18 protein-coding genes and 1 pseudogene are annotated in these 24,748 nt (G+C 71.6%); 14 read left to right on the top strand and 5 right to left on the bottom strand.

Annotation, left to right across the window (positions count from 1 at the left end; translation table 11 throughout):
- Positions 1–214: 214 nt before the first annotated feature.
- Positions 215–1,462, bottom strand: coding sequence for a nucleotide sugar dehydrogenase (locus AB0C46_RS12085; protein ID WP_362827683.1), 1,248 nt, complete (start codon positions 1,460–1,462; stop codon positions 215–217).
- Positions 1,463–1,679: 217 nt separating this feature from the next.
- On the opposite strand from AB0C46_RS12085, the gene AB0C46_RS12080 reads away from it, so the two are divergent.
- The 3 genes from AB0C46_RS12080 (at position 1,680) to AB0C46_RS12070 (ending at position 8,262) form a co-directional block, all read left to right on the top strand.
- Positions 1,680–3,386 (top strand): glycerol-3-phosphate dehydrogenase/oxidase, encoded by a 1,707-nt coding sequence (locus AB0C46_RS12080; protein WP_362827682.1) that lies wholly within the window; start codon positions 1,680–1,682, stop codon positions 3,384–3,386.
- A 313-nt stretch (positions 3,387–3,699) separates the two neighbouring features.
- Positions 3,700–5,826, top strand: coding sequence for a serine/threonine-protein kinase (locus AB0C46_RS12075; RefSeq protein ID WP_362827681.1), 2,127 nt, complete (start codon positions 3,700–3,702; stop codon positions 5,824–5,826).
- A 213-nt stretch (positions 5,827–6,039) separates the two neighbouring features.
- The gene (locus AB0C46_RS12070; RefSeq protein WP_362827680.1) at positions 6,040–8,262 is read left to right on the top strand and encodes a protein kinase; all 2,223 of its coding nucleotides are present in this window, start codon (positions 6,040–6,042) and stop codon (positions 8,260–8,262) included.
- Between the two features lie 31 nt (positions 8,263–8,293).
- Here the strand turns inward: AB0C46_RS12070 and AB0C46_RS12065 are convergent, their stop codons facing one another.
- Both AB0C46_RS12065 and AB0C46_RS12060 read right to left on the bottom strand, forming a co-directional pair.
- A complete protein-coding gene (locus tag AB0C46_RS12065) occupies positions 8,294–9,481 on the bottom strand; it encodes a winged helix DNA-binding domain-containing protein (protein WP_362827679.1) in 1,188 nt (395 codons plus the stop codon).
- Between the two features lie 126 nt (positions 9,482–9,607).
- Positions 9,608–10,502: pseudogene (locus tag AB0C46_RS12060) on the bottom strand (AMP-binding protein); the annotation flags it as partial.
- A 228-nt stretch (positions 10,503–10,730) separates the two neighbouring features.
- Here AB0C46_RS12060 and AB0C46_RS12055 point away from each other — a divergent pair.
- The 3 genes from AB0C46_RS12055 to AB0C46_RS12045 all read left to right on the top strand — a co-directional run bounded on the left by AB0C46_RS12055 (position 10,731) and on the right by AB0C46_RS12045 (position 13,988).
- Complete coding sequence (locus AB0C46_RS12055) at positions 10,731–11,927, top strand: acyl-CoA dehydrogenase family protein (protein ID WP_362827678.1); 1,197 nt, start codon at positions 10,731–10,733, stop codon at positions 11,925–11,927.
- A gap of 7 nt (positions 11,928–11,934) precedes the next feature.
- A complete protein-coding gene (locus AB0C46_RS12050; RefSeq protein ID WP_362827677.1) occupies positions 11,935–13,029 on the top strand; it encodes an acyl-CoA dehydrogenase family protein in 1,095 nt (364 codons plus the stop codon).
- A 473-nt stretch (positions 13,030–13,502) separates the two neighbouring features.
- Positions 13,503–13,988: an ATP-binding protein gene (locus AB0C46_RS12045; protein WP_362827676.1), complete on the top strand. Its 486-nt coding sequence runs from the start codon at positions 13,503–13,505 to the stop codon at positions 13,986–13,988.
- A 353-nt stretch (positions 13,989–14,341) separates the two neighbouring features.
- Here the strand turns inward: AB0C46_RS12045 and AB0C46_RS12040 are convergent, their stop codons facing one another.
- The gene (locus AB0C46_RS12040) at positions 14,342–15,268 is read right to left on the bottom strand and encodes a cyclase family protein (protein WP_362827675.1); all 927 of its coding nucleotides are present in this window, start codon (positions 15,266–15,268) and stop codon (positions 14,342–14,344) included.
- 108 nt (positions 15,269–15,376) lie between these two features.
- On the opposite strand from AB0C46_RS12040, the gene AB0C46_RS12035 reads away from it, so the two are divergent.
- From AB0C46_RS12035 to AB0C46_RS12005, 7 genes are all read left to right on the top strand, one after another.
- Positions 15,377–16,285 (top strand): SDR family oxidoreductase, encoded by a 909-nt coding sequence (locus AB0C46_RS12035; protein ID WP_362827674.1) that lies wholly within the window; start codon positions 15,377–15,379, stop codon positions 16,283–16,285.
- Between the two features lie 198 nt (positions 16,286–16,483).
- Positions 16,484–17,674, top strand: coding sequence for an acyl-CoA dehydrogenase family protein (locus AB0C46_RS12030; protein WP_362827673.1), 1,191 nt, complete (start codon positions 16,484–16,486; stop codon positions 17,672–17,674).
- Positions 17,674–18,774 (top strand): Zn-dependent alcohol dehydrogenase, encoded by a 1,101-nt coding sequence (locus AB0C46_RS12025; RefSeq protein ID WP_362827672.1) that lies wholly within the window; start codon positions 17,674–17,676, stop codon positions 18,772–18,774. Before AB0C46_RS12030 ends, AB0C46_RS12025 begins: the two co-directional genes overlap by 1 nt.
- Before the next feature lie 85 nt (positions 18,775–18,859).
- On the top strand, positions 18,860–20,224 hold the full coding sequence (locus AB0C46_RS12020) for an MFS transporter (RefSeq protein ID WP_362827698.1): 1,365 nt from the start codon (positions 18,860–18,862) through the stop codon (positions 20,222–20,224).
- A gap of 300 nt (positions 20,225–20,524) precedes the next feature.
- The gene (locus AB0C46_RS12015) at positions 20,525–21,103 is read left to right on the top strand and encodes a hypothetical protein (protein ID WP_362827671.1); all 579 of its coding nucleotides are present in this window, start codon (positions 20,525–20,527) and stop codon (positions 21,101–21,103) included.
- 481 nt (positions 21,104–21,584) lie between these two features.
- Entirely contained in the window at positions 21,585–21,977 is a 393-nt protein-coding gene (locus tag AB0C46_RS12010) for a hypothetical protein (protein WP_362827670.1), read from the top strand.
- 800 nt (positions 21,978–22,777) lie between these two features.
- Positions 22,778–23,260: a hypothetical protein gene (locus AB0C46_RS12005; RefSeq protein ID WP_362827669.1), complete on the top strand. Its 483-nt coding sequence runs from the start codon at positions 22,778–22,780 to the stop codon at positions 23,258–23,260.
- A 72-nt stretch (positions 23,261–23,332) separates the two neighbouring features.
- Here the strand turns inward: AB0C46_RS12005 and AB0C46_RS12000 are convergent, their stop codons facing one another.
- Positions 23,333–23,959 carry a flavin reductase family protein gene (locus AB0C46_RS12000; RefSeq protein WP_362827668.1) on the bottom strand — a complete coding sequence of 209 codons (627 nt, stop codon included), beginning with the start codon at positions 23,957–23,959 and terminating at the stop codon, positions 23,333–23,335.
- A gap of 204 nt (positions 23,960–24,163) precedes the next feature.
- Between AB0C46_RS12000 and AB0C46_RS11995 the strand changes: the two genes are divergently transcribed.
- Positions 24,164–24,748 carry an RNA polymerase sigma factor gene (locus AB0C46_RS11995; RefSeq protein ID WP_362827667.1) on the top strand — a complete coding sequence of 195 codons (585 nt, stop codon included), beginning with the start codon at positions 24,164–24,166 and terminating at the stop codon, positions 24,746–24,748.

Here is a 24,748-nt window from a genome sequence, read left to right as displayed (position 1 = left end):
GACAGTCGCCGTACCAGGAGGACTTGAGGGCGCCGCCGCGGCCGAAGACGTCCAGGAGGGGGAGTTCCAGGGTCACGGACGTAAAGCGAAGCAGTCCGGAAACCCGCCCCCGGAGGACCGCACCCGGCACCCACCACAAACAAGCGCGGCCCCCGCCCAAACCCACCCCGCCCCCGCCGAAGGCGACACGGCGCCGCAGAAGGCAACGTGCGGGCTACAAACGATGCGCGGACCCCGTAGGAGTCGCCCCCCTCGTGTCCAGGAGCAACTGCGCTTTCACGGCCAGGCCCTGAAGGTCATACGTGCGATGGGGCTGCAACAGCACCGTCAGGTCCGCGGCGGCCGCGGCCTCGTACAGGGAGTCGGCTCTGGGCACGGGCCGGCCCAGTACGTGCCACTGCGGGACGTACGGGTCGTGATACGTGAGGTGCGCCCCCAGTTCCATCAGCCGCGAGGCGATCTCGCGGGCCGGTGAGCCCGCCTGGTCGCCGATGTCCGGCTTGTAGGTGACGCCGAGCAGCAGGATCCGCGCGCCACGGGCGGATTTGCCGTGTTCGTTGAGGAGGGTGGCGCAGCGCTGGATGACATAGCGCGGCATACGGCCGTTCACCTCTTGGGCCAGTTCCACCATGCGGAGCGGGTGGCCCAGCGAACGGCCTTTGTAGGAGAGGTAGTTGGGGTCGATGGGGGTGGCGTGACCGCCCACCCCGGGGCCGGGGCGGAAGGCCTGGAAGCCGAACGGTTTGGTCTCGGCGCAGCGGATGACGTCCCACAGGTCGACGCCGATGTCATGGCAGAAGACCGCCATCTCGTTCATCAGGGCGATGTTGATGTGGCGGTAGTTGGTTTCCAGGAGCTTGGCGGTCTCGGCCTCGCGGGGGCCGCGGGCGCGGACGACCTTGTCGGTGAGGCGGCCGTAGAAGGCGGCGGCCGCTTCCGTGCAGGCAGGGGTGAGGCCGCCGATGACCTTGGGGGTGTTGGCGTAGCGGTGGGTGCGGTTGCCGGGGTCGTGGCGGCCGGGGGAGCAGGCGAGGTGGAAGTCCCGTCCGGCGGTGAGGCCCGAGCCCTCCTCCAGGAGGGGGCGCAGGAATTCCTCTGTGGTGCCCGGGTAGGCGGTGGATTCGAGGATCACCGTGGTGTGCGGGCGCAGCTGCGCCGCCAGTGTGCGGGCGGCGTCGGCGAGGGCGGTGAGGTCCAGGGCGCGGTCCTCGCCGAGGGGCGTGGGCGCGCAGAGGACGGCGGTGCGGACCCGGCCGAGGGCCGTGGGGTCGGTGGTGGTGCGGAAGCCGGCGGAGAGCAGCCGGCGGAGTTCGGTGGCGGACAGCGGCCCGTCGGCGCCGGAGAGTCCGGCGGTGTGCGGGTCGGGGTCGTAGCCGATGGTGCCGATGCCGGCGGCGGTGGCGGCCTGGGCGAGAGGGAGGCCGAGGTGACCGAGTCCGATGACGGCGAGGTCTGCGGGCATGCTGCGGCCGTCCTTCCCGAGCGACTGCGAATGACGTGTGCGCATGGCCTGTGCGGAGGGCGCATAAATACACTAAGCGGATATTTGACCCAGAATAGGGATTGGTGGATCAAGACGGCGGGGTGTTGCCGCCAGGAGCGAAGGGTGGATACCGGCACGCAGCGCGGACAGAATCGACGGACGGGCGGTGTGGCCCCGATCACAGCGGGAGGCAGCGGTGAAGACAGCGATACTGGGACCGGCGCAGCGGGCCGAGGCGCTCGCCCGAATGGCGGAGCGGGAGCTGGACATTCTCGTGGTCGGCGGCGGAGTCGTCGGCGCGGGGACGGTGCTGGACGCGGCGACGCGCGGTCTGTCCACCGGTCTGGTCGAGGCGCGTGACTGGGCCTCGGGCACGTCCAGCCGGTCGAGCAAGCTCATCCACGGCGGTCTGCGGTATCTGGAAATGCTGGACTTCGCGCTGGTCAGAGAGGCGTTGAAGGAGCGGGGGCTGCTGCTGGAGCGGCTGGCGCCGCATCTGGTCAAGCCGGTGCCGTTCCTGTATCCGCTGCAGGGCAAGGGCTGGGAGCGCTGGTACGCGGGCTCCGGTGTGGCGTTGTACGACGCGATGTCGGTCTCGTCGGGGCACGGCCGCGGACTGCCCGTGCACCGGCATCTGTCGCACAAGCGGGCGCTGCAGGTGGCGCCCTGTCTGAAGAGGGACGCGCTGGTCGGCGCGCTGCAGTACTACGACGCGCAGATGGATGACGCGCGCTATGTCGCGACGATGGTGCGGACCGCGGCCGCCTACGGGGCGCAGGTCGCCAACCGGGCACGGGTGGCGGGCTTTCTGCGCGAGGGTGAGCGGGTGGTCGGCGTGCGGGTGGAGGACGTCGAGGGGGGCGGCGACTACGAGATCCAGGCGCAGCAGATCGTCAACGCCACCGGGGTGTGGACGGATGACACCCAGGCGCTGATCGGGGAGCGCGGGCAGTTCCATGTCCGGGCGTCGAAGGGGATTCACCTGGTTGTCCCCAAGGACCGGATCCACTCCACGACCGGATTGATCCTGCGGACGGAGAAGAGCGTCCTGTTCGTCATCCCCTGGGGCCGGCACTGGATCGTGGGGACGACGGATACGGACTGGGATCTGGACAAGGCGCACCCGGCGGCCTCCAGCGCGGATATCGACTATCTGCTGGAGCATGTGAACGAGGTGCTCGCGACCCCGCTGACCAGGGACGATGTGGAGGGGGTGTACGCGGGGCTGCGCCCGCTGCTGGCCGGGGAGTCGGACGCCACCAGCAAGCTGTCGCGGGAGCACACCGTCGCGCATCCGGTGCCGGGGCTGGTCGTGGTGGCGGGCGGCAAGTACACGACGTACCGGGTGATGGCGAAGGACGCGGTGGACGAGGCGGTGCACGGCCTCGACCAGCGGGTCGCGGACTGTGTGACCGAGGATGTGCCGCTGGTCGGGGCCGAGGGCTACAAGGCGCTGTGGAACGCGCGGGCCCGGATCGCGGCCCGCACCGGGCTGCATGTGGCCCGCATAGAGCATCTGTTGAACCGCTACGGCTCGCTGACCGAGGAGCTGCTGGAGCTGGTGGTGGCCGATCCGGCACTGGGTGAACCGCTGGCGCACGCGGACGACTATCTGCGGGCCGAGGCGGTCTATGCGTGTACCCACGAGGGCGCCCGGCATCTCGACGACGTGCTGACCCGGCGCACCCGTATCTCCATCGAGACCTTCGACCGGGGCACCCGCAGTGCCCGCGAGGTCGCCGAGCTGATCGCGCCTGCGCTGGGCTGGGACAACGACCAGATCGAGAAGGAGATCGCGCACTACCGGAAGCGGGTCGAGGCGGAGCGTGAATCGCAGCGGCAGCCGGACGATCTGACGGCGGATGCGGCGCGGCTGGGGGCGCCGGACATCGTGCCGCTCTAGGTGCCCCGCTACCGCAAGGTGGCGGAACCCGTCAGCCGTGCAGGGTGACAGGGAGGGCGGTCAGCCGGCTCGCGCCGGGTTGGAGGGGGCGGGCCGTGGCCGGGCGACGCGGGCGGTTCGTCGTCGGGACTCCCGTTCGCCGGGGCCATCCTGACGGGTACGAGGTGTTGTCCGGCACAGACCCGGGCCTTCCGCATGGCCGCGGATGAGGGAGAATGAAGGCTCTGCCAGGGTGGGTTGTCCGAGTTGGGCCAGTTTGGTGATCGATGGGATGTCGAAGCTGCCAACTCGGCTGGATTGCAGAGGGGATTCAGTGGGCGACGAGGTCGAGATGAACGGCAAGGAGGGCAGGCTGCTCGCCGGCCGGTACCGGCTCGCCGATGTTCTCGGCCGGGGCGGCATGGGTACCGTCTGGCGGGCACGCGACGAGGTCCTGGGCCGTACGGTCGCAGTCAAGGAACTGCGCTTCCCGGGCGGGGTCGAGGAGGACGAAAAGCGTCGTCTGATCACCCGCACGCTGCGTGAGGCCAAGGCGATCGCCCGGATCCGGAACAACGGCGCGGTGACGGTCTTTGACGTGGTCGACGAGGACGACCGCCCATGGATCGTGATGGAGCTGGTCGAGGGCCGCTCGCTCGCCGAGGTCGTCCGTGACGACGGCCCGCTCACCCCCCGCCGTGCCGCCGAGGTCGGCCTGGCGGTGCTCGATGTGCTGCGCGCCGCCCACGCCGAGGGCATCCTGCACCGCGATGTGAAGCCGTCCAACGTCCTGATGTCCGACGACGGCCGGGTCGTGCTGACCGACTTCGGTATCGCCCAGGTCGAGGGCGACCCCTCCGTGACCTCGACCGGCATGCTCGTCGGCGCCCCCTCCTACATCTCCCCGGAGCGCGCCCGCGGCCACAAGCCGGGCCCGCCGGCCGACATGTGGTCGCTGGGCGGACTGCTGTACGCCTGTGTCGAGGGCGTGCCGCCGTACGACAAGGGTTCGGCGATCGCCACGCTGACGGCGGTGATGACCGAGCCGGTCGAGCCGCCGAAGAGCGCCGGCGCGCTGGAAGAAGTCATCTTCGGCCTGCTGGTGAAGGACCCGGCGGCCCGGCTGGAAGACACCGGTGCGCGGGCGCTGCTGCTGGATGTGGTGCACGCCCCCGAGGCGCAGAAGCCGGAGCCCCCGCTGGATGAGACCCGGGCGATGGTGCTGCCGACGGTGCCCAAGGAGCGGGCGGCGGCGAAGCCGGAGAGCACGCCGAAGCCGAAGCCCGCCCCGAAGTCGCGGGTGCCGCGCAAGCCGAAGCCGAAGCCGGCCGCCGCCCCGGTGGCGGAGCCGGCGGCCAGGAGCGGGCCTGCGTCCGACGGTCCGAAGGCGGGCAGGAGCAAGGCCGGTGGAGCCAGGGCCGGTGCCGCCAAGGCCGCCGCGACGCGCACCCCGGAGCGGACCGAGCGCCCGCAGCGGGCGGCCACCCAGGCCGACGAGAAGACGACCGGCGTGGACGGGGCGGGGTCGGGCGCGTCCCGGCCGACGCTCACCCGCCCCGGGTTCGACACCGATGCCGCCAAGGAGCGGCTGCGCGGCGCCCTGCAGACGGTCCGTGCCGCCGCCGCTGCCGCCGCCGCGCGGGCCCGTGCCGCCTCCAGACCCGACGACGGGAACCGTCCGTCGACGCGTGCGTCGGTGACCGATGTCGTCCCGCGCCGCACCCTGATCATCGTGGCCGTGATGGTCGCCCTGGCGGTGCTGGGCGCGGTCCTGGCCGTCGCGCTGAGCAGCGGTGACACCGCGAAGAACGGTGGCAGGCCGGCCGGCAAGCACGACAAGACGTCGTCCGCGGCGAAGGCGAAGCCCTCCACGGAATCGGCCGGGACGGGCGGGAACGCGGAGGGCGGGCCCGGCTCGCCGGCCCCGGAGCAGCCGGGCGGTGTCTCCCCCGCCGACGACAAGGGCGACACCGGCGGGAAGGACGGCAAGGACGGCAAGGCGGTGCCGGACGGCTTCGCCCAGGTCACCAACCGCAGATTCCACTTCGGTATGGCGATGCCCAAGGGCTTCAAGCAGACGGCCACCGCGGGGCAGGGCTCCGGTGTCATCTACAGCGCCTCGGGCGGCTTCCCCCGCGTCCAGGTGGACTACAACGCCGAGCCCGGCACCGACGCGGCGGCTTCCTGGCGCAGCCTGGAGCCGGCCGTCCGCGGCTCCAGCGAGAACTACCACCTCATCGGCATCAAGTCGGTGAAGTGGCGCGGCTATCCGACCGTCGCCGACTGGTCCTTCACCCGTCGGCAGAGCGGCCAGCAGGTCCGGGTCCTCGACCGTGGTTTCAAGGCCGACGACCAGCACGGCTACGCCATCATGATCACCTGCAAGGCGGACGCCTGGCCGGACAAGGAGTGCCAGAACGTCGTCGCGACCGCGTTCAAGTCCTTCGCGATCAAGGACTGAGTGCGGGACCGGGGCACGGGCCGGGCGGTGAACGGACAGAGCGCGCGTCGTTGGGCAGACCGGGCCGCAAGCTTCGGTGCGGGCACGTATCGTGAGACCGCTAAGACCGTACGCATCCGCATTCGGCGGGAATACGACCGGAAGTGACCGGAGGCGCCAGCGCCGAGGGCGTTCCGGCGCGGCGGTAGACACAGCGCGCTGCGGGGAGGCGTCGTGGACGAGTACGCGGGAAGGGTGCTCGCCGAGCGTTACCGCCTGCCGTTGCGGCCCCTCGGCGATGACGACTTCACCGAGTCCCGGGCGTTCGACACGTTCAGCGGACAGGAGGTCCTGGTCCGCCAGGTGCCGCTGCCGGAGGTCGTCGAAGCGGAGGTCGTGGGGGCGGAGCCGGCCGGGCCCGCCGAGGGGGGTGCCGGCGGCGGCCGCTACGGTGCCGCACGGCTGACCGGCGGGGCGGGGGTGGCCGACCGCAGCCCCCGGGACCCCGCGGTACGACGTGCGCTGGACGCCGCGACGACCGCCGCCCAGCTGGCCGATCACCCCCGGCTGGAGCAGGTCTTCGACGTCTTCGCGCAGGACGGCAGCCTGTGGATCGTCGCCGAACTCCTCGTCGCCCGGCCGCTGTCCGCGCTGCTCGCCGAGCGGCCGCTGTCCCCGCACCGCGCCGCGGAGATCGCCGCGGATCTGCTGACCGCGCTGCGGGTGCTGCACGCGGAGGGCCGGCTGCACCGCAACATCACCGCCCGTACGGTCCTGGTCTGCGACGACGGCCGGGCCATCCTGACCGGTCTGGCGGCGGGCGCGGCCCAGGAAGCGCTGTGCGGAGCCGAGCCGACCACCACGGCCGGGACCCCGCCGGACGAACCCGCCCCGGACGAGCCCACACCGGCCGGACCCGCCGCCACGACCTCGCTGACCAAGCCCGCACCGGACGGCGACGCCACCGCCCCCGCTTACGGACGGCCCACCGCCGGGCTGGCTGCCGAACGGGCCCGGCAGGCGCGGCTGACCGTCATCGGCCCGGTCACCGAGCGCTGGGCGCCCGAGCAGGCCGGAACGGTGCACGAGAACTGGCAGCTGGCGCCGCCGGTCGGCCCGGCCACCGATCTGTGGGCGGTCGGCGCGCTGCTCTACCGGAGCGTGCAGGGGCAGCCGCCGTTCCCCGAGGACAACGCCGTCGAACTGGCGCAGCTGGTCTGTTCGCAGCCGCCCGCGGTGGCCGAGGAGTGCGGGGCGCTGCGGCCGGTCGTCGAGTCGCTGCTGCGCCAGGACCCGGCCGACCGCCCGGATGCCGAGGAGCTGAGCGGCTGGCTGCGCTCCTTGATCCGTACCGCACCGGAGCCGGAGGTCGGCAGCCGGCTGGTGACGATCCCGGCGGAGGGCGCCGATCCGCGGCGGCTGCCGATCGTGCGGCGCCGCGGCGAACTCGTCCGCAAGGGGCGGCACAAGAAGACCCGGACGGCCCGCCGCGTACGGCCGCAGCCGGCCCCGGCCGCCGTGGGCGCCGCCGCGGCCGCCCCGCCCGTCCCGCAGGCGCCGTCTTCGGAGCAGCCCACCCCGCTCGTCTCCACCGCCCGCCCGCCCCGCCCCCCGAAGCAGCCGAAGCCGCTCCGGCAGTCCAGACCGGCCCGGCCCGGCAAGCCGGCCCCGCCGTCCGGACGGCGCGGGCCCGCGGACCGGGACCCGTACGAGCAGCAGACGCCGGTTCAGGCCGGCCCGGACGCCGCACCCCGCCCGGCGCGTACGCCGCGCCACCTCGGCCGGCTGCTGCTCGCCGGAATCCTGCTGCTGCTCGTCGGCGCGGTCGTCTATGCGATGGCGTTCCTGCCGAAGTCCGGCCCGGACTCCAAGGCGGGTGAGCGCGGTGCGGACCGTACGGGCTCCTCGGGTGCGGCACCCGGCAGCCCCGCACCGTCCGGGGACCAGGGGAGCGACCACGCCTCCGCCGGCACCGGCGCACCGCAGACCACCGCGCCCGCCGAGGTCGCCAAGGGCTTCGAGGTGCGCAACGACCCGGAGGGTTTCCAGGTCGCGGTCCACAAGGGCTGGCAGCGGCGCGGCGCGAACGACCGGGGCCAGGTGCGGTACGTCGGCGGGGACTATGAGCTGGTGGTCGTGCCCGGCCGCGACACGACGGCGCGCTTCGGCACCGACCCGATGGCGTATCTGCAGAACAAGGAAGCCGAGCTGGCGCCGTACCGCTCCTCCGGCTGGGCCTCGGCCTCCGGCCTCCAGCGGATCGACGTCGGGAAGACGGCGATGGCCGAGGGCACCTTCTCCTGGCGCGACAGCAGCGGCCGCGAGGTGTACGTACGCAACCTCGCGATGATCCACAAGGGCCGCTACCACCTCGTCCTCGTCATCGGCCCGGACCACGGCCGGCACGAGGTGGACCAGTTCTACGCACAGGCGACGAGCGCGTACCGGCCGGGCTGAGGCGGCCGGGCGCCGGCCCGGCCGCCGACCGCTACCTGGTCAACTCCCGCTCCAGCGGCGTCCGGAAGCGCGGGGTGACGCGGACATCACCGACCCAGGCCGCCAGCCGGGACGCCACGTCCGTCACCGCGGCGGCGGCCGCGCTGCCCCCGTCGTCGGTCAGCAGCCGCCAGACGATCTCCCCGTCCGCCCGCTGGGCCCAGCCGCCGATGATCCGGCCGTGCCACCACACCGTCGGCCCGATGTTGCCGCTGCGGTCGACGAGCTGCGGCAGCTGGTCCGGGGCGAGGTACCAGTCGCGGGCCTTCCAGCCCATCGTGGTGGGGTCGAGGCCGGGCAGCAGGGCGGCCCAGGGTTCGGGTGCGGCGACCGGTTCGAGGTCGTCCGGCAGCGCGACGCCGGGCGCGCCGTCGCCCAGGGTCACCTCGACGGCGCCGGTGGCGGCCAGCGCATGACGGGTGGCGGTGAGCGTCCAGCCCGTCCACCACTTGAGGTCCTCGACGGTCGCCGGGCCGTATGAGGCGAGCCAGCGGCGGGCGAGGGCGGCGCGCGCCTCGGGGGCCGGTGGCGCGGGCAGTTCTGCGAAGGCGGTGCCGGGCGTCCAGCGGAAGGAACTGCTGGTCCAGCTGCCGCGCGGCCGTCCGCGCCGGATGCGGCCCTCGGCGGCCAGTACCCGCAGGATGCGGCTGGAGACGGCGACCGTGGCCTGGTACGGCTTGCCGGGGGAGACCACGATGGTGTCGCGCAGCTCGGGCACCTCCGCGGTGAGCTCGGCCGCGGTCGCCGTACCGTGCACGTCCAGCGCGGCCAGCACCTTCGCCTCGACCCCGGCCAGCCGCCGCTCGTCCCACCCCGGCGCGCCCTCGCTGATCCACCTGACCAGCCCCGCCCGCTCCTTGGCGGCCACCGCCCGTGCGGTGGAGGAGGCGATGACCGGTACGAGCGCGGCGTCGACCGCGAAGAGGGTGCGGCGCATCCCCAGCATCCGGACCAGCGTGCCGTCGTCGTACAGCGCCCGCTCCACCGCGCCCGGATCCGGTTCGGCCAGCCGCGCGCAGGCCGCCAGATGAACGGTCGCCGGATCGCTGGCATGCAGCCCCACAACCGCCTGGGCGACCTCCTCCACACGCTCCGCCCGATCCCGGCCCGCAAACAACTGCCGCCGCCCGAGCCGGGCCCGCCGCCCGGCGGTGTCGATATGGGGTCGTGAGTGACTCATGGGGGGAGCGTATGGGGGGTGGAGGACAGGGGGTGTCCGCATTGGCGCGGGCATGGTGGTCAGGGCGGGCGGTCATCAGGGCGTCCGCGGCGGCCGTGTCACCAGGGCGTCCCCGGCGGCCGTGTCGCCGCCGCCGGCCAGCAGCCGCAGCGACGGCAGCAGCCGGTGGCCGGGCGGCAGTTTGCGGGCCTCGGCGAGGAAGAGGGCGTAGAAGGCGGTGGAGCCGCCGGCGAGGGTGACGTGGTGGCGGCGGTAGGCGGTGAGCGCGCCCGGTAGCGCGAAGTGCTCCAGCAGGACGGCCGGGATGCCGTGCTCCAGCAGCATGACGGTGTAGTCGGGCCCGGCGACATGGGCGTACGGGAAGGCCATCGAGCCGATGTCCGACGGGCCGAGGCGCAGGGCCGCGCCCAGCCACCGGCCGGCCGTCCGCAGGCTGCGGTCGGTGTGCAGCACGCCCTTGGGGGCCGCGGTGGTGCCGGAGGTCCAGTAGATCCAGCGCACCGCGTCGTCGTCGGCCGGTGGCGGGGGCAGGACGGCCGGGTCGGCGTCGGGCAGGGTGTCGTACGCCTCGATGACGGTGGGCGGACCGGGCAGGCCGGCGGCCAGGCGGTCCGCCATCTCCCGGTGGTCGAAGCCGCGCCAGACGCCGGGGACGGCGAAGAAGGCCGCGCGGGTGCGGCGCAGCACCTGGCCGACCTCATGCGCGCGGTAGAGCGGCACGACCGGGCTCTGGACGGCGCCGATCCGGGCCAGGGCGAGGCTGAACAGGACGGTCTCGGTGGGGGTCCCCCCTGCTCCTTAAGAGCTCGGGGGAGGTCGGCAGCTGCCAGACGACCCGGCTGCCGGGCCGTACGCCCCTCTCGTACAGGCCGGCCGCGACCCGTTCCGCGCGCCGGTGCAGGGCGCCGAAGGTGATCCGCCGTTCCTGCCGGGCGGACTCGGCGCCCTGGATGAGGGCGGGCGCGTCAGGGGTACGGACGGCGCGCCAGGTGACCAGGTCCCAGAGGGTGCTGCCGGTCATCTGCCCTCCCCTTGGCTGGCGCCACGTCAGATCAGCTTTCGAGATTAGGGGCCGGCGCCTTGTCGGTCCAGAGGGGCCGGGCTAGCCTCGTTCTGACGGTACGTCAGATATCGGTGAGGGGACAGCGATGGCGAACCCGAGGGTGGGCCTCGACGACGAGGCGGTCCACAAGCCGAGGCGCGGCGACACGGTCCGCCTGCTCGGCCCGGACCTCGACACGTAGCCGCCATGGACCTCACCTGCACACCGGAGGAGGAAGACTTCCGGGCCCGGCTGCGCCAGTGGCTCGGCGAGGTGCTGCCCCGGCTCCCCGCACCGCCCGCCGCGACCGACTGGCCCGGCCGCCGGGCGTACGACACCGCCTGGCAGCGGATGCTGTACGACGCCGGATACGCGGGCCTGCACTGGCCGCGGGACGCCGGCGGGCAGGGCGCCACCCCCGCCCAGCACCTGATCTTCCTGGAGGAGACGGAGCGCGCCGGGGCGCCCTACGTCGGCGCGAACTTCGTCGGGCTGCTGCACGCCGGACCCACCCTCGCCGCCGAGGGCACCGCCGAGCAGCGCGCCCGCTGGCTGCCGCCGATCCTGCGCGGCGAGGAGATCTGGTGCCAGGGCTTCAGCGAACCGGACGCCGGCTCCGACCTCGCCGCGCTGCGCACCAGGGCCGTCCGCGACGGGGACGCGTATGTCATCAACGGCGCCAAGATCTGGACCTCGCACGCCGAGGTCGCCGACTGGTGTGAACTCCTCGTCCGCACCGACCCGGCCGCGCCCAAGCACCGCGGTATCAGCTGGCTGGCGATGCCCATGGACGCGCCGGGCGTGACGGTCCGGCCGCTGCGCACCCTCGCCGGTTCGACGGAGTTCGCCGAGGTGTTCCTCGACGAGGTGCGGGTCCCGGCCGCCAACCGGGTCGGAGCGGAGAACGACGGCTGGCGGGTGACGATGGTGACGCTGTCCTTCGAGCGCGGCACCGCCTTCGTCGGGGAGGTGGTGGCCTGCCGCCGGGTGCTCGGCGCGCTGGCCGGTGCGGCCCGCGCCAACGGCCGCTGGGGCGATGCCGTGCTGCGCCGCAGACTGGGCAGGCTGCACGCGGAGTTCACGGCGCTGTGGCGGCTGACCCAGTGGAATGTGAGCGAGGCGATGCGGGCCCCCGCGCGCGGCGGGAGGGGCGGCGGAGGCGTCCCGGGCACCGGCGGCGTCCCGGGCACCGGCGGCTCGGTCTTCAAGCTGCGCTATTCGCACGCCCGCCAGGAGCTGTACGACACGGCGGCCGAGGTGCTGGGCGCCGGTGCGCTGGATGTGGACCACGAATGGGTCGCGGACCGGCTGTCGTCCCTCTCGTACACCATCGCGGCCGGCACCTCGCAGATCCAGCAGAACATCGTCGCCGAGCGGATACTCGGCCTGCCGAAGGGGCGGTGACCGGGCGATGGACTTCCAACTCACCGATGAGCAGCGGGCGTTGAAGGACGGCACCCGGGAGCTGCTGGCCGGGCGGTTCGGCCGGGACCGGCTGCGGGCGGCCGTCGAGGGCCCCGTACCGGACCGTGCGCTGTGGCGCGAGCTGGGTGCGGCCGGGTTCTTCGCACTGCGGCTGCCGGAGGAGGACGGCGGGGTGGGGCTGGGGCTGCCGGAAGCGGTACTGGTCCTTGAGGAGGCCGGGCGGGCGCTGCTGCCGGGGCCGCTGGTGGCGTGCCAGTTGCTGGCCGGGGTGGTGGACGGCGTCGCGACCGGCGAGAGGATCGCCGGGCTGTGCGAGGGGTCGCGGGATCCGGTGCTGTGGGAACACCCGGGCGGATGCGATGAGTTGATCTTGGTGGAGGGTGACGGTGGTCGTTGCGACGGCCATCGCGGTGTCCGTCGCAACGACCGGACCGGGGGGCATTCCGACGGTCATCGCGACGGCCGCCACGACGGCCGCCACGACGGTCATCGCGACGGCCCGACCGGGGGCGAGGCAGAGGGCGCACGGGGGCGCACAGGCGGTGCGTACCGGAGTGCGCCGGATCGGGTGTCCTGCGCCCCGTTTGCTTCCGTCGACCCCCTCACCCCGCTCGCCCGCGTCCTGGACCTGCCGCGCACCGAGCCCGTTGCCCTGGACGTGCCCCGGCTCCGCCGCGAGGCCGCGCTGCTCACCGCGGCCCAGCAGCTCGGCAGTGCCGTCAAGACGGTCGAGATGGCGGCCGGCTACGCCTGCGAGCGCGAGCAGTTCGGCGCCCCCATCGGCTCGTTCCAGGCGGTCAAGCAGCTGTGCGCGCAGATGCTCGTACGGTCGGAAATAGCCCGAAGTGCCGTATATGCGGCGTCGGTCACGGAGGGTGTTCTCGACATCACGGGCGCGAAATTGCTCGCCGACGAGGCCGCGGTGCGTAACGCGCGGGACTGTCTGCAGGTCCACGGCGGAATGGGCTTCACCTGGGAAGCCGATGTCCATCTGCATCTCAAGCGGGCCTGGTTGCACGCCGAGCGCTGGGGAACGGTGGGCGAGGCGGAGGAACTGCTGGCCGCGGGCCTGATCGCCTGACGGTGCGGGCGTGAAGCCCGCTCTGGAGGTGTCCGGTGGCCGCTGATGTCAGACTCTGGCACCCCGTGTGCGGAATGTCGGACTCACTACGCAGAAGTGGTCACGGAGTGTCGATATCGGGTTGTGTCCCAGGCGTGACTCGTCACAGGGGGGAGTCAGCGCTCCGCTCGGGTACTCTCCGTTGGGTGCGAGTGGTTCTGTGGCGCAACGAACCCGGTGCCGTCGGAACGACGGCTCCGAGGTACGGACTGCGCGCCGCTCGCCTCAGGCAGGGGCCGGGTTGCCCCCCTTGTTCGACTCCTCGCAAAGTGCGTCGCACAGTATGCAGGATGCATACTCCCTTGCGCTGGAATATGCCCGAAGCGCTTGTTGCGGTGACTGAACGTCAACCATGCTGTGCTCCGCCGGGGTCACGCACCGTGACTCCGTGGAGGCGCGAGGCGAAGTTTCCGCCGGTTCGGATGGTGTGAGCGGTGCAGGTGCTTCAGGTGCAGTTGGACGTACGGCCCGACCCCGCGGAGGTGGGGCGGGCCCGGCGGTGGGCCCGATCGCGGCTCGTGGGCTCCGGTATAGGGGTCGATGAGCCGCTTGCGGAGACGCTGATCCTGTTGATCTCCGAGCTCGTCACCAACGCCGTGGTGCACACCGGCGCGGCGGCTGAGCTGCGGATGCGCTTCTCCGGGGCGGGCGCCGTGGTGGGTACGGTCCGGGTCGAAGTGGTGGACGCCAGCGCCCGCCCGCCGCGCCAGCGGCACGCCGACGGCGACGACACCAACGGCCGCGGTCTGGAGCTGGTCGACGGTCTGGCCGACCGCTGGGGCTGGCAGCAGGAGGGCACCGGCAAGCGGATCTGGTGCGAGGTGGACCGCGGCCGCCCGCTGCTGATGGCAGCCGGATCCGATCTGGGGGCATATGAGCCCCACTGCGCGGCGTCACGCACCGTGACACACCAGGCGTAATCGCGCCGATCGGCGCACAGTCGACGCTTCGCCGCCAGCTATGGCAAATCGGTCGTAACGAAATTAGTCCAGACCAGGTGTTGACGTGGCGTGCTCAGTTGATCACCCTTGGGTGAAGCGATGCGCCGCGAGGGGACGCCGAGGTCGTGGGAGAGCCGGGGATTCCGGTCCGGGGCCTTGACGAGTGCGGATCGTGGCCTGGCTGGGGCCCCGGCGGGAGCCGGGGGAGGGTGGCGGTCCGCAGTGCCGTGCTCGGGGCGCGCATGAGCGCACCGTCACCTGGTCGGCCGGGCGCCGTCGAGTCGCCGGCCGGCGCGGTCGGCGACTCGACGCGGACGCCTCGGAGGATCGCCTCAGAGGATCGCCACGGGGGCGACCGGCGCACCGGATGCCCCGACGAACGGTTCGGCCATCGCGGACAGGAAGAACGCGAAGCGGCCCACCTCCGCGCAGGCCGTCGACAGCTCCTCCAGATTCCAGTTCTGGCCCTGCAGCATGCCCATCTCCACGAGATGGAGGGCGTGCACCGGCATCCACAGGTTCTCGATCTCCGGCGGGAAGATCTCGAAGGTCAGGGTGTCGTTGGCGACCGCCGCGACATCGCGCGCATGGAACCACTCCGGGGTGCGCAGTGACAGGCCGGGCGACGGGAAGGCGTAGGCCTGCCGGTCGCCGGCGAGATAGTGCCGCAGCTGCCCGGTCCGGACGAGGACGATATCGCCGGCCCGGACCGTCGTTCCGGCCAGTTCCTCGGCGGCGTTGAGGTCCTCCGGGGTGACGGCGTGCCCGCCGGGCAGTCCCTCGGTTCCGTGTGCCCGGGCCACGTCCAGGAGGACCCCGCGGGACACGATCGGGGTGGCCTTCTCCACGCCGAGGCTGGTGGCGCCGCCGTGTGCGGTGACCGAGTCGGCGGGGCGGTTGTTGTAGAGCCGTCCGGAGTGGGAGACATGGGTGAGACCGTCCCAGTGGGTGGCGGCCTGCAGGCCCATGGTGACCACGTCGTCCGAGGTCGCGACCGTACCGGGGCCGAAGATCTCCTGGTTGACGGCGGTCATGGCGTGCAGCGGATTCACCCGGCCCGGGATCAGACCGGTCTGTACGCCGTCGTGCCGGAGGGGGAGGGCGAGCGGGATGCGGCGGCCGCTGCGGATGCCGCCGGCGGCCTCCCGGACGGCCTGATCAGTGATCAGATTCAGTGTGCCGATCTCATCGTCCGCTCCCCAACGCCCCCAGTTGTTCACGCGTTTGGCGATGTCGTGGAACTCCTGCGGCAGGGGCATGTGCCCTCCTCGGGGTGGCCGGGTTCGGTTCGGCCCGGGGTCTTGTGTTCGTACCGGGTCTGCTCAAAAATCTAACGGTCCGTCAGAAACTGCGGGAGGGGTCACGGCATGGGGAACTTCTTGGCCGGCAAAGTGATCGCCGTAACGGGGGCGGGCCGCGGCATCGGCCGGGCGGTCGCCCTCGCCTGCGCGGAACAGGGCGCACAGGTGGTCGTCAACGACTACGGGGTCTCCATCGAGGGCGGCGAACCCAGCAGCGAGGTCGCCGAGTCCGTGGTGAAGGAGATCGAGGCAGCGGGCGGAGTCGCGACCGCGGTCGCCGACGATGTGTCGACCATGGCCGGCGGCCAGCGGATCGTGGACACCGCGCTGGCGCAGTACGGGCGGATCGACGGTGTGGTGTGTGTGGCCGGGATTCTGCGGGAGCGGATGCTCTTCAACATGACCGAGGAGGAGTGGGACCCGGTGGTCGCCACTCATCTGAAGGGGACGTTCACGGTGTTCCGGGCGGCGGCTGCGGTGATGCGGCGCCAGAAGTCCGGGACCCTTGTGGGCTTCACCAGCGGGAACCACCAGGGGTCGGTTTCCCAGGCCAACTACGCGTCCGCGAAGGGCGGGATCATCTCGCTGGTGCGGAGCGCCGCGCTCGGGCTGCACAAGTACGGGGTGACGGCCAACGCGGTGGCGCCCGTCGCCCGGACGCGGATGTCGGCGCAGGTGCCGATGGAGCTGACGGAGATCGGTGCGCCGGAGGATGTGGCGGCGCTGGTCGTCTATCTGCTGAGCGAACGGGCCCGGGAGATCACCGGGCAGGTCTATACGGTCGCCGGGCCGAAGATCGCCGTATGGGCCCAGCCGGTGGAGCTGCGCTCCGTATATGCCGAGGGGGGCGGGTGGACGCCGGAGCGGGTGGCGGAGGTGTTGCCCGGGTCCGTGGGGACGGATCCGATGCCGATGCTGGGGCGGGTTTCGGCGATGGCTTCCGCCGCCAAGGCGAAGGCGCGGCCGAATCAATAGGTGCCCCGGCCGTGCGTTGCCGGGTGCGGCGCCGTGGTGGTTCTTGTGGCCGCTGCGCGGGGCTGTTGGGGTGCGGGGACGGGCCTCCGGGGCCGGTGTCCAGGGCTGCTTCGCTCTACGTCCTGGACACCGGCCCCTCCGGCCCGTCCCCCGTGGTGGGTGGGAAATGCCGGGTGGGGGCGTGCAGGGGAGGGCGTCGTGGACTTTGGGTTCGGGCAAGAGGACGAGGCCTTTCGGGCGGCGGCCCGGGAGTGGCTTTCGGGGCATCTCGTCGGGCCGTACGCCGAGATGGCAGGGAAGGGCGGTCCCGGGAGCGAGCACGAGGGGGCCGGGGTGCGGCGGGCGTGGGAGCGGGAGCTGGGGGGTGGGGGGTGGATCGGGCTCGGGTGGGAGTGCGCGGAGGGCGCGTACGGGAACCGGTCGGGGAGCCTGACCCAGCAGGTCGTGTGGGCCGAGGAGTACGCGCGGGCCGGGGCGCCGGGGCGGGTGGGGCACATCGGGGAGAACCTGCTCGCGCCGACGCTGATCGCGGAAGGGGACGAGGCGCAGCGGCGGCGGTTTCTGCCGGCCATCGCCCGGGGCGAGGAGCTGTGGTGCCAGGGCTACAGCGAGCCGGAAGCGGGGTCGGATCTGGCGGGGCTGCGCACGGTGGCGGTCCGCGACGGTGCCGGCCATCGCGTCAGCGGGCAGAAGATCTGGACGTCGCTGGCCAGGGAGGCCGACTGGTGCTTCGTGCTGGCGCGGACGGATCCGGGGGAGCGGCGGCACCGGGGGCTCTCGTTCCTGCTGGTGCCCATGGACCAGCCGGGGCGGATCGAGGTGCGGCCGATCCGGCAGATGTCGGGGACGGCGGAGTTCAACGAGGTGTTCTTCGACGGGGCGCTGGCCCCGCATGTGGTGGGCGGGGAGGGCGCGGGCTGGCGGGTGGCGATGGGGCTGCTGGCGCGGGAGCGGGGGGTGTCCACGCTCGTGCAGCAGATCGGGTTCGCCACGGAGCTGGCCGCCGTGATCGCAGCCGCGGTCCGTGGTGGGGCGCTGCGGGATCCGGTGCTGCGCGGTCAACTCATCGAGCAGTGGGCCGAGTTGCAGGTCATGCGGTGGAACGCGCTACGGACCCTGGGGGCCGCCGGGGACGCGGGTGCGCCGAGTGTGGCGAAGCTGCTGTGGGGCGGCTGGCACCAGCGGCTCGGGGAGCTGGCGATGCGGGTGCGGGGCGCCGCGGCGGCGCTCGGGCCCGTGGACTGGACCGCGCAGGCGCCGTACGAACTGGACGCGCTCCAGCGGCTGTTCCTGTTCACCCGGGCCGACACCCTCTACGGCGGCTCGGACGAGATCCAGCGCAACATCATTGCCGAGCGTGTGCTCGGCCTGCCCAGACTGGAGCGGTGATGAGAGGCGTCATATTCGACGGCGAGCAGCCCCGGGTCGTGGACGATCTGGAGGTGCGGGACCCGGGCCCGGGTGAGGTGCTGGTCGGGATCCGGGCCGCGGGGCTGTGTCACAGCGATCTGTCGGTGGTCGACGGGACCATTCCGTTTCCGGTGCCGGTGGTGCTGGGTCACGAGGGCGCGGGGGTGGTCGAGGCCGTGGGCGCGGGGGTCGGCCATGTGGTCCCCGGTGATCATGTCGCGCTGTCGACGCTGGCCAACTGCGGGGCGTGCGCGGAGTGCGACCGGGGGCGGCCGACGATGTGCCGGAAGGCGATCGGGATGCCCCAGAAGCCGTTCCGGCGGGGTGAGCGCGAGCTGTTCAGCTTTGCGTCGAACTCGGCGTTCGCGGAGCGTACGGTCGTCAAGGCGGTGCAGGCCGTGAAGATCTCCGAGGAGATTCCGCTGACCTCGGCCGCGCTGATCGGGTGCGGGGTGCTGACCGGTGTCGGCGCGGTGCTCAACCGGGCGAAGGTGGACCGCGGGGACTCGGTCGTGGTGATCGGGGCCGGCGGGATCGGCCTCAATGTTCTCCAGGGGGCGCGGATCGCCGGGGCGTCGGTGATCGTGGCGGTGGACGCCAACCCCGCGAAGGAAGCGGTGGCGCGGCAGTTCGGGGCGACGCACTTCATCGATGCGTCGGCGGTGTCCGACAGCGTCAAGGCGGTGAAGGGGATCCTGCCGACCGGCGCCGACCATGCCTTCGAGTGTGTGGGCAGCACCCGGCTGATCCGGCAGGCCATCGATCTGCTGGACCGGCACGGCCAGGCGGTGCTGCTCGGGGTGCCGCCGGCCACCGCGGAGGCCTCGTTCCTGGTGTCGTCGATGTATCTGGACAAGTCGATCCTGGGCTGCCGTTACGGGTCGGCGCGGCCCCAGCGGGACATCGCGCTGTACGCCCGGCTGTACCGCGAAGGACGGCTGCTGCTGGACGAGTTGGTGACCCGGACGTATCCGGTGGAGGACTTCGCGCAGGCGGCGGACGATGCGCATCATGGGCGGGTGGCCCGGGGTGTGCTGACCTTCGGACCGGTCCCCGATACGGCCCTGGCCCGAACCTGATGAACCCTGGCCTTCCGGCCACTCGTGCCGCCCGGGGGTGACGGACGAAGCTGCTCCGGTGACCCAGACACCACCCGAACTGCCCCTGCGCACGACGGACCCCGCCCCTGCCCCCGTGCCCCGTCGGCGGCGCCCGCACCGGGCCTGGTCCGTCGCGGCCGTCACCTTCCTCACCATCATCGGTGCCGCCGGTTTTGCCTCCCTCCCCGGCCTGCTCATCGATCCGCTGCACGCCGAGTTCCACTGGTCGCGCGGCACCATCGGCTTCGCGGTGTCGGTGAACCTCGCGCTCTACGGGCTGACGGCGCCGTTCGCCGCCGCGCTGATGGACCGGTTCGGTATCCGGCGGGTGGTGGTGGTCGCCCTGACCGTGATCGCGACCGGCGCTGGTCTGACCGTCTTCATGACGGCGAGCTGGCAACTCGTCCTGTACTGGGGTGTGCTGGTCGGCCTGGGCAGCGGCTCGATGGCGCTGGCCTTCGCGGCGACGGTCACCGGCCGCTGGTTCACCGCCCGGCGCGGGCTGGTCACCGGCATCCTCACCGCGGCCGGCGCCTCCGGACAGCTGGTCTTCCTCCCGGTCCTCTCCTGGATCGTCGACCGGCACGACTGGCGGCCGGCCGCGGTGACCGTCGCGCTCGCCGCGCTCGCCGTCGTCCCGCTGGTGTGGCTGCTGCTGCGCGACCACCCGGCGGATGTGGGCGTCGCACCGTACGGGGCGACGGAGTTCCTCCCCAAGCCGCCGCCCCGGCGGGGTGCGGCCCGGCGCGCCGTACGGGTGCTGGTCTCGGCGGCCTTCCCCCACTCTCGGCTTCGCTCGAGCGGGAGGACCCCCATGGGTCCGTTCTGGCTGCTGGCGGGCACCTTCGCGATCTGCGGTGCCACGACGAACGGCCTGGTCAAGACACACTTCGTGCCCGCGGCGCACGACCATGGCATGCCGATGACGGCTGCTGCTTCGCTGCTCGCGGTGATCGGCATCTTCGATATCGCCGGCACCATCGCGTCCGGCTGGTTCACCGACCGCTTCAACACCCGCCGGCTGCTTGCCACCTACTACGGGCTGCGCGGCCTGTCGCTGATGTTCCTGCCGCTGCTGCTGTCCGACAGCGTCCACCCGCCGATGGTCTTCTTCATCGTCTTCTACGGCCTCGACTGGGTGGCGACCGTCCCGCCGACCCTCGCCCTGTGCCGCGAGTATTACGGGGACGACAGCGCGATCGTCTTCGGCTGGGTGCTGGCCGCCCACCAGGTGGGCGCCGCGCTGATCGCCTTCCTGGGCGGTCTGGCGCGCGATGCGTTCGGTACGTACAACCCGGTCTGGTACGCGTCGGGCGCGCTGTGTGCCGTCGCGGCGCTGATGGCCCTGGTCATCCGGGAGCGGCACCGTGGCGGTCCGCCCGCCCATCCCACGGAAAGGGGTCAGCTCGCAAACGCCGGGCCAAGTTAACGCAATGACGAGAACCCTGAGCGGCCGAGACTGCTGAATCCATGTGATCTCTCATCCCTACGTCAGCTGACGGATGATTCGCCTCCTTCCGGTTCCTAGGTTGGGATTCGCGACGAGCTGCAGGGGCCGGGCTCCGGGTTGTCTGAGCATCATGTCCGCCCATTCACCTCTCCGGTCCTCCTTTGCGGCCCACGCGTCTTGTCGCGGGTAAGCAATCCAGCCAACGGGGCCGGCCGCAGCGCATGGCCTCTGTGAGGAGAAAGAGAGATCGTGGTTATTCGGTTCCCCCGACGCAGCCCGGTGCGGCGTGCGGTCGCCGCACCGCTGGCGACCGCCTTCACCGCCCTCGCCCTCGGGGCCTCGCCCCTCGCGGCCGGCACCGCTCATGCAGCGCCGCAGCCGCGCTGTGATGACACCAAGGCCGGCGCTTGCTTCACCTTCAACCCTCTGGGGGTGAATCAGTTTGTGGCCTCGGACCCGCAATCGCCTGGCGATGACCACCTCGTTCTGAAAAGCTTCCTGTCGGCGGACGGGCAACCGAATGCGGGTATTAGCTGGGAAGCCACTCCTCTGGGAGGCGGGAACTTCCACTTCACCAACGAGGGCACCGGCCAAAAGATCCAGGTTCATATCACGCAGGTGGCCACGTACCCCAACCAGCCCAGTCAGTCCGACCGCGGCGAAACCACCTACTGGAAGCCCGCTGAGTACGTGGTCCGCGGCACCTCCGGCAAGTGCATCGACAGCAAGGCTGGGAACGAGACCAGCCCGCTGCCGGTGTTCAGGGAGTGCGACCGCAGCGACAACCAGAAGGTCCAGTTCGGTGACCTATACGGAGGTGACCGTATCGAGAAGTTCCTGGTCGCCAACGGGGCCTGATTGACGGCTTCGCCCTCTGTTCACCGGGGTCGCCGGGATCGACGGGGTCGCCGGAGTCGCCGGGTCGGTGCCGAGGGCCTCGACGCGGCCGACCACGAGGAGATGGTCGCCGCCGGTGAGGTTCGCGCGACGAGTTGAAGGGGCCGGGTGCAGGAACGCGAGCAACCATGTCTGCCACATCACCTGCCCGATCTGCCTTTACGGTCCACAGGCCTTGTCGCGGGTACTACGCAATCAGCCCAACGGAGCCGACTGCACAGTACGGCTTCCGTGAGGAGAAAGAGAGACCATGGTTATTCGGTTCCCCCGACGCAGCCCGGAGCGGCGTCCGCTTTCCGCACCGCTGGCGACCGCCCTCGCCGTAGTTGCCCTCGGGGTATCGCCCCTCGCTGCCGGCACAGCCCATGCGGAGGAGGGTGCGCCCCCGCTCCCGGTGAAGTGCGAGACCAGCTATGACGGCGCTTGCACAGTCATTCGCCCCTTGGAGACGAATGAGGCGGTGGGACTCTCCAACCCGGAGTCGATGGAGAGCGGCCTCGCACTCAAGGATTCCAGTTCCAATTGGGACACTCGCTGGGCAATGATTGCTCACGGAAAAGGGAACTTCCGCGTCGAAAACCAGGACAATCCTGCTATGGCCATGGAAGTTCACATCAAGCGGGCAGTCACCCACGAGGGCAAGCCCCACGAGTACGTGTTCCAGGACAGGAGCGGCACCGAGGTAAACGGCAGATGCTTGGACAAGGACGGGGGCCCAGCGTTCAGGGCGTGCGTCGACGGAAGTGCCAGCCAGAAGTGGGTGTTCTCTCACGAAAGCACCGGGGCTAACAATGCTTCCGTAATCGAGAAGTTCCTGGCCGATCACGGGTCCTGATGCACGGTGCTTACCCCGCCGGCTGGGCCCCCACCCCCATCATCCCGGGAGAGGGTGATGGGGGTGGGATCACGGGGGAATGGGGGGGCATAGCGGCCGTCGCTGCGGCCGGAGCCGGGGACGGGGCCGGGGGGAATCGGCCGCGCAGGCAAGGGAGTTGGCAGGGGAGGCCGGGGCGGCCGGACCGTACGGTCCCCGCGGGGGCCCGGCGCATCGTCCGGCTGGCCCGCACCGTCGTGGGCGGCGGTTTCCTGGCTGCTTTGTCACCGGGGGGACGGCTGCGGTGGCACGGGCAGTTGGAAGCCGGCGCGGGCCTGGGGGGGCGACCTGCGTGTCGAACTGGGTGGCGGCTGCGGGGGCGTGTGGTATCTCGGCGGCACTGACCCTTTACTGCTTCGCGGGCGATCCGGACGAGTGGAATCGCCAAGTCCTGAAAGCGAGGCGGGGGCTGAATGTGCCGTGGCCCCTGGATCTCTAAGTCAGTTGGCGGATGAATTGTCCGCCACGCGGTCCCTACGTTGAGGTTCGCGCGACGAGTTGAAGGGGCCGGGTACAGGAACGCGAGCAACCATGTCTGCCACATCACCTGCCCGATCTGCCTTTACGGTCCACAGGCCTTGTCGCGGGTACTACGCAATCAGCCCAACGGAGCCGACTGCACAGTACGGCTTCCGTGAGGAGAAAGAGAGACCATGGTTATTCGGTTCCCCCGACGCAGCCCGGGGCAGCGCCCGCTCGCCACACCGCTGGCTACCGCCCTCGCCGTAGTCGCCCTCGGGGTATCGCCCCTCGTAGTCGGCATGGCCCATGCAGCGGAGAATCCGACCGCGCCGACGTGCGACGACAGCAATCCCGGAGATTGCGTGGCCTTCAGCCCCTTGGGAGCGAGCAAGTACCTGGGAGTCACCGGTCCGCAAGCATCGGCCGGCAACAGTTTCACCTGGCAGGCCTACATGGGGGAAAACGGGGAAGTCAATTGGGGCGCTCTCTTGACGGTCAGGTCTGAGGGAGGTGGGAAATTCCGTCTGGTCAGCAAGACCGGCGGCCAAACGAGCGAGCTTCTCCACCTCAAGCTGGTCAAGGCCCACGACCTTCTGCCCAACGAGTATCAGATCCTCAACGAATCCGGCAGTTGCCTGAACGGCAAGACCACCCCTGAGCCGCAGTTCGGTGGCTGCAACGACAGTGATGACGTGCGGTTCCACGTCATGAAGCACAGCCCGACAGCCGGCGGACTCGATATGAGTGCCACGGAGGCGTTCCTGGCCCGCGGCGGGGCCTGACCGATGGCATCGGGGGCGAGGCATCAGCTTCGCCCCCTTTCGCCGGTGTCGTCGTGGCCGTACCACCGCCCCTCAAGGATGGAAGTGCCCGAAGGCCCCCCGGTGGAAGAGGAGCGGGCCGTTCCCGGCGGCCGCCGGGTCCGTGCCGAGGGCCTCGACCCGGCCGACCACGATGAGATGGTCACCGCCGGTGTGGACGGCCTGGACCGTGCAGTCGATCCAGGCGGGGACGTCCGCCAGCCGCGGTGAACCGGTCACCGGCGCGGCCTCGTGGGCGACGCCGGCGAACTTGTCGCCGCCGCTGACCGCGAACCCGCGGCACAGGTCGCCCTGTCCGGCGCCGAGGATGTTGACGCAGAACACCCCGGTGCGGGCGATCCGCGGCCAGGTGGTCGACGTACGCGCCACCATGAACGTCACCAGCGGCGGGTCAAGTGAGAGCGAGGCGAAGGACTGGCAGGCGAAACCGGCCGGTCCCGGCTCTCCGGGGGACGTGATGACCGTGACGCCGCTGGCGAAGTGCCCCAGGACGGAGCGGAATTCGGCCGGGTCCAGGGGGGCGCGCTCGTCCTCCCGTACGGCGCGCAGCGCGGGCCGTGGCAGAGCGGGGGCGGGGGACGGTGCGGCGGCCGTGGTGGGCGCGCCGACGGAGCGTAGGTACCGCACGGCCGCGGCCGCCATTCCAGCGTGTCCCATCATGACGTTATTGAATCTGATGGTGCATCAGATGTGAAGACGCAAGGAGCTGCCGCCACCCGCACGTGTGGTTTCCCGGTGGTTTACGGCTGATCTACGGTGGATTCGGGGGAGATTGGGGACTGCATTCCTGATTGCGTGTCGTCCGCGCGGGTAGCGTCCACTCCGGCCGCGTCCGTAGCCGAGCACGGGGGAGAGTTCCGGTACATGGCCGATGCGACACCGTCATCAGCTTCGCCTGCCGCGTCACCCACCTTCGACGAGGTCTTCTGTGGGCTGCTGCCCCGGCTGTACCGGAGGGCGGTGATGCTGGCCGGATCGAGACAGTCCGCGGAGGATGTGGTGCACGAGGCCTATCTCAAACTCGCGGCCCGCCCCCAGCGCTTCCTCGCCCATCCGGAGCCGTACGCCTATGCCTTCACTGCCGTGCTCAACGTCGCCCGCGACGCCTACCGCAAGGACCGGCGCCAGGTGCTGGTCGACGGTATGGAGGGCGTCGAGGAGGCCGGTGCGGGAGGGGGCGCCGGTGGGGTGTCCGGTGGGGCGCCCGGCGGCTGGGACGGCGGGGTGGAGCGGCGGCAGGCCGAGATCGAAGCGGTGCGCCTGTTGGGGAGGTTGTCGCACCGGCAGGCCGGCATCGTCATCCTCGTCGACCTCGACGGCTACACCATCGACCAGGCCGCGAAGATCATGAAGGTGCATCGTGGCACCGCCGCCCGCCATCGCGCCCGTGCGCTGGACAGGCTGCGCGCCTACCTCGTTGAATCGGAGCACGGGCAGGCCGGGAGGTGA

The organism is Streptomyces sp. NPDC048637 (assembly GCF_040650675.1).
Taxonomy (GTDB): domain Bacteria; phylum Actinomycetota; class Actinomycetes; order Streptomycetales; family Streptomycetaceae; genus Streptomyces.
The sequence above is the reverse complement of the archived record's forward strand: the minus strand, read 5'-3'. Positions and strand labels throughout refer to the sequence as shown.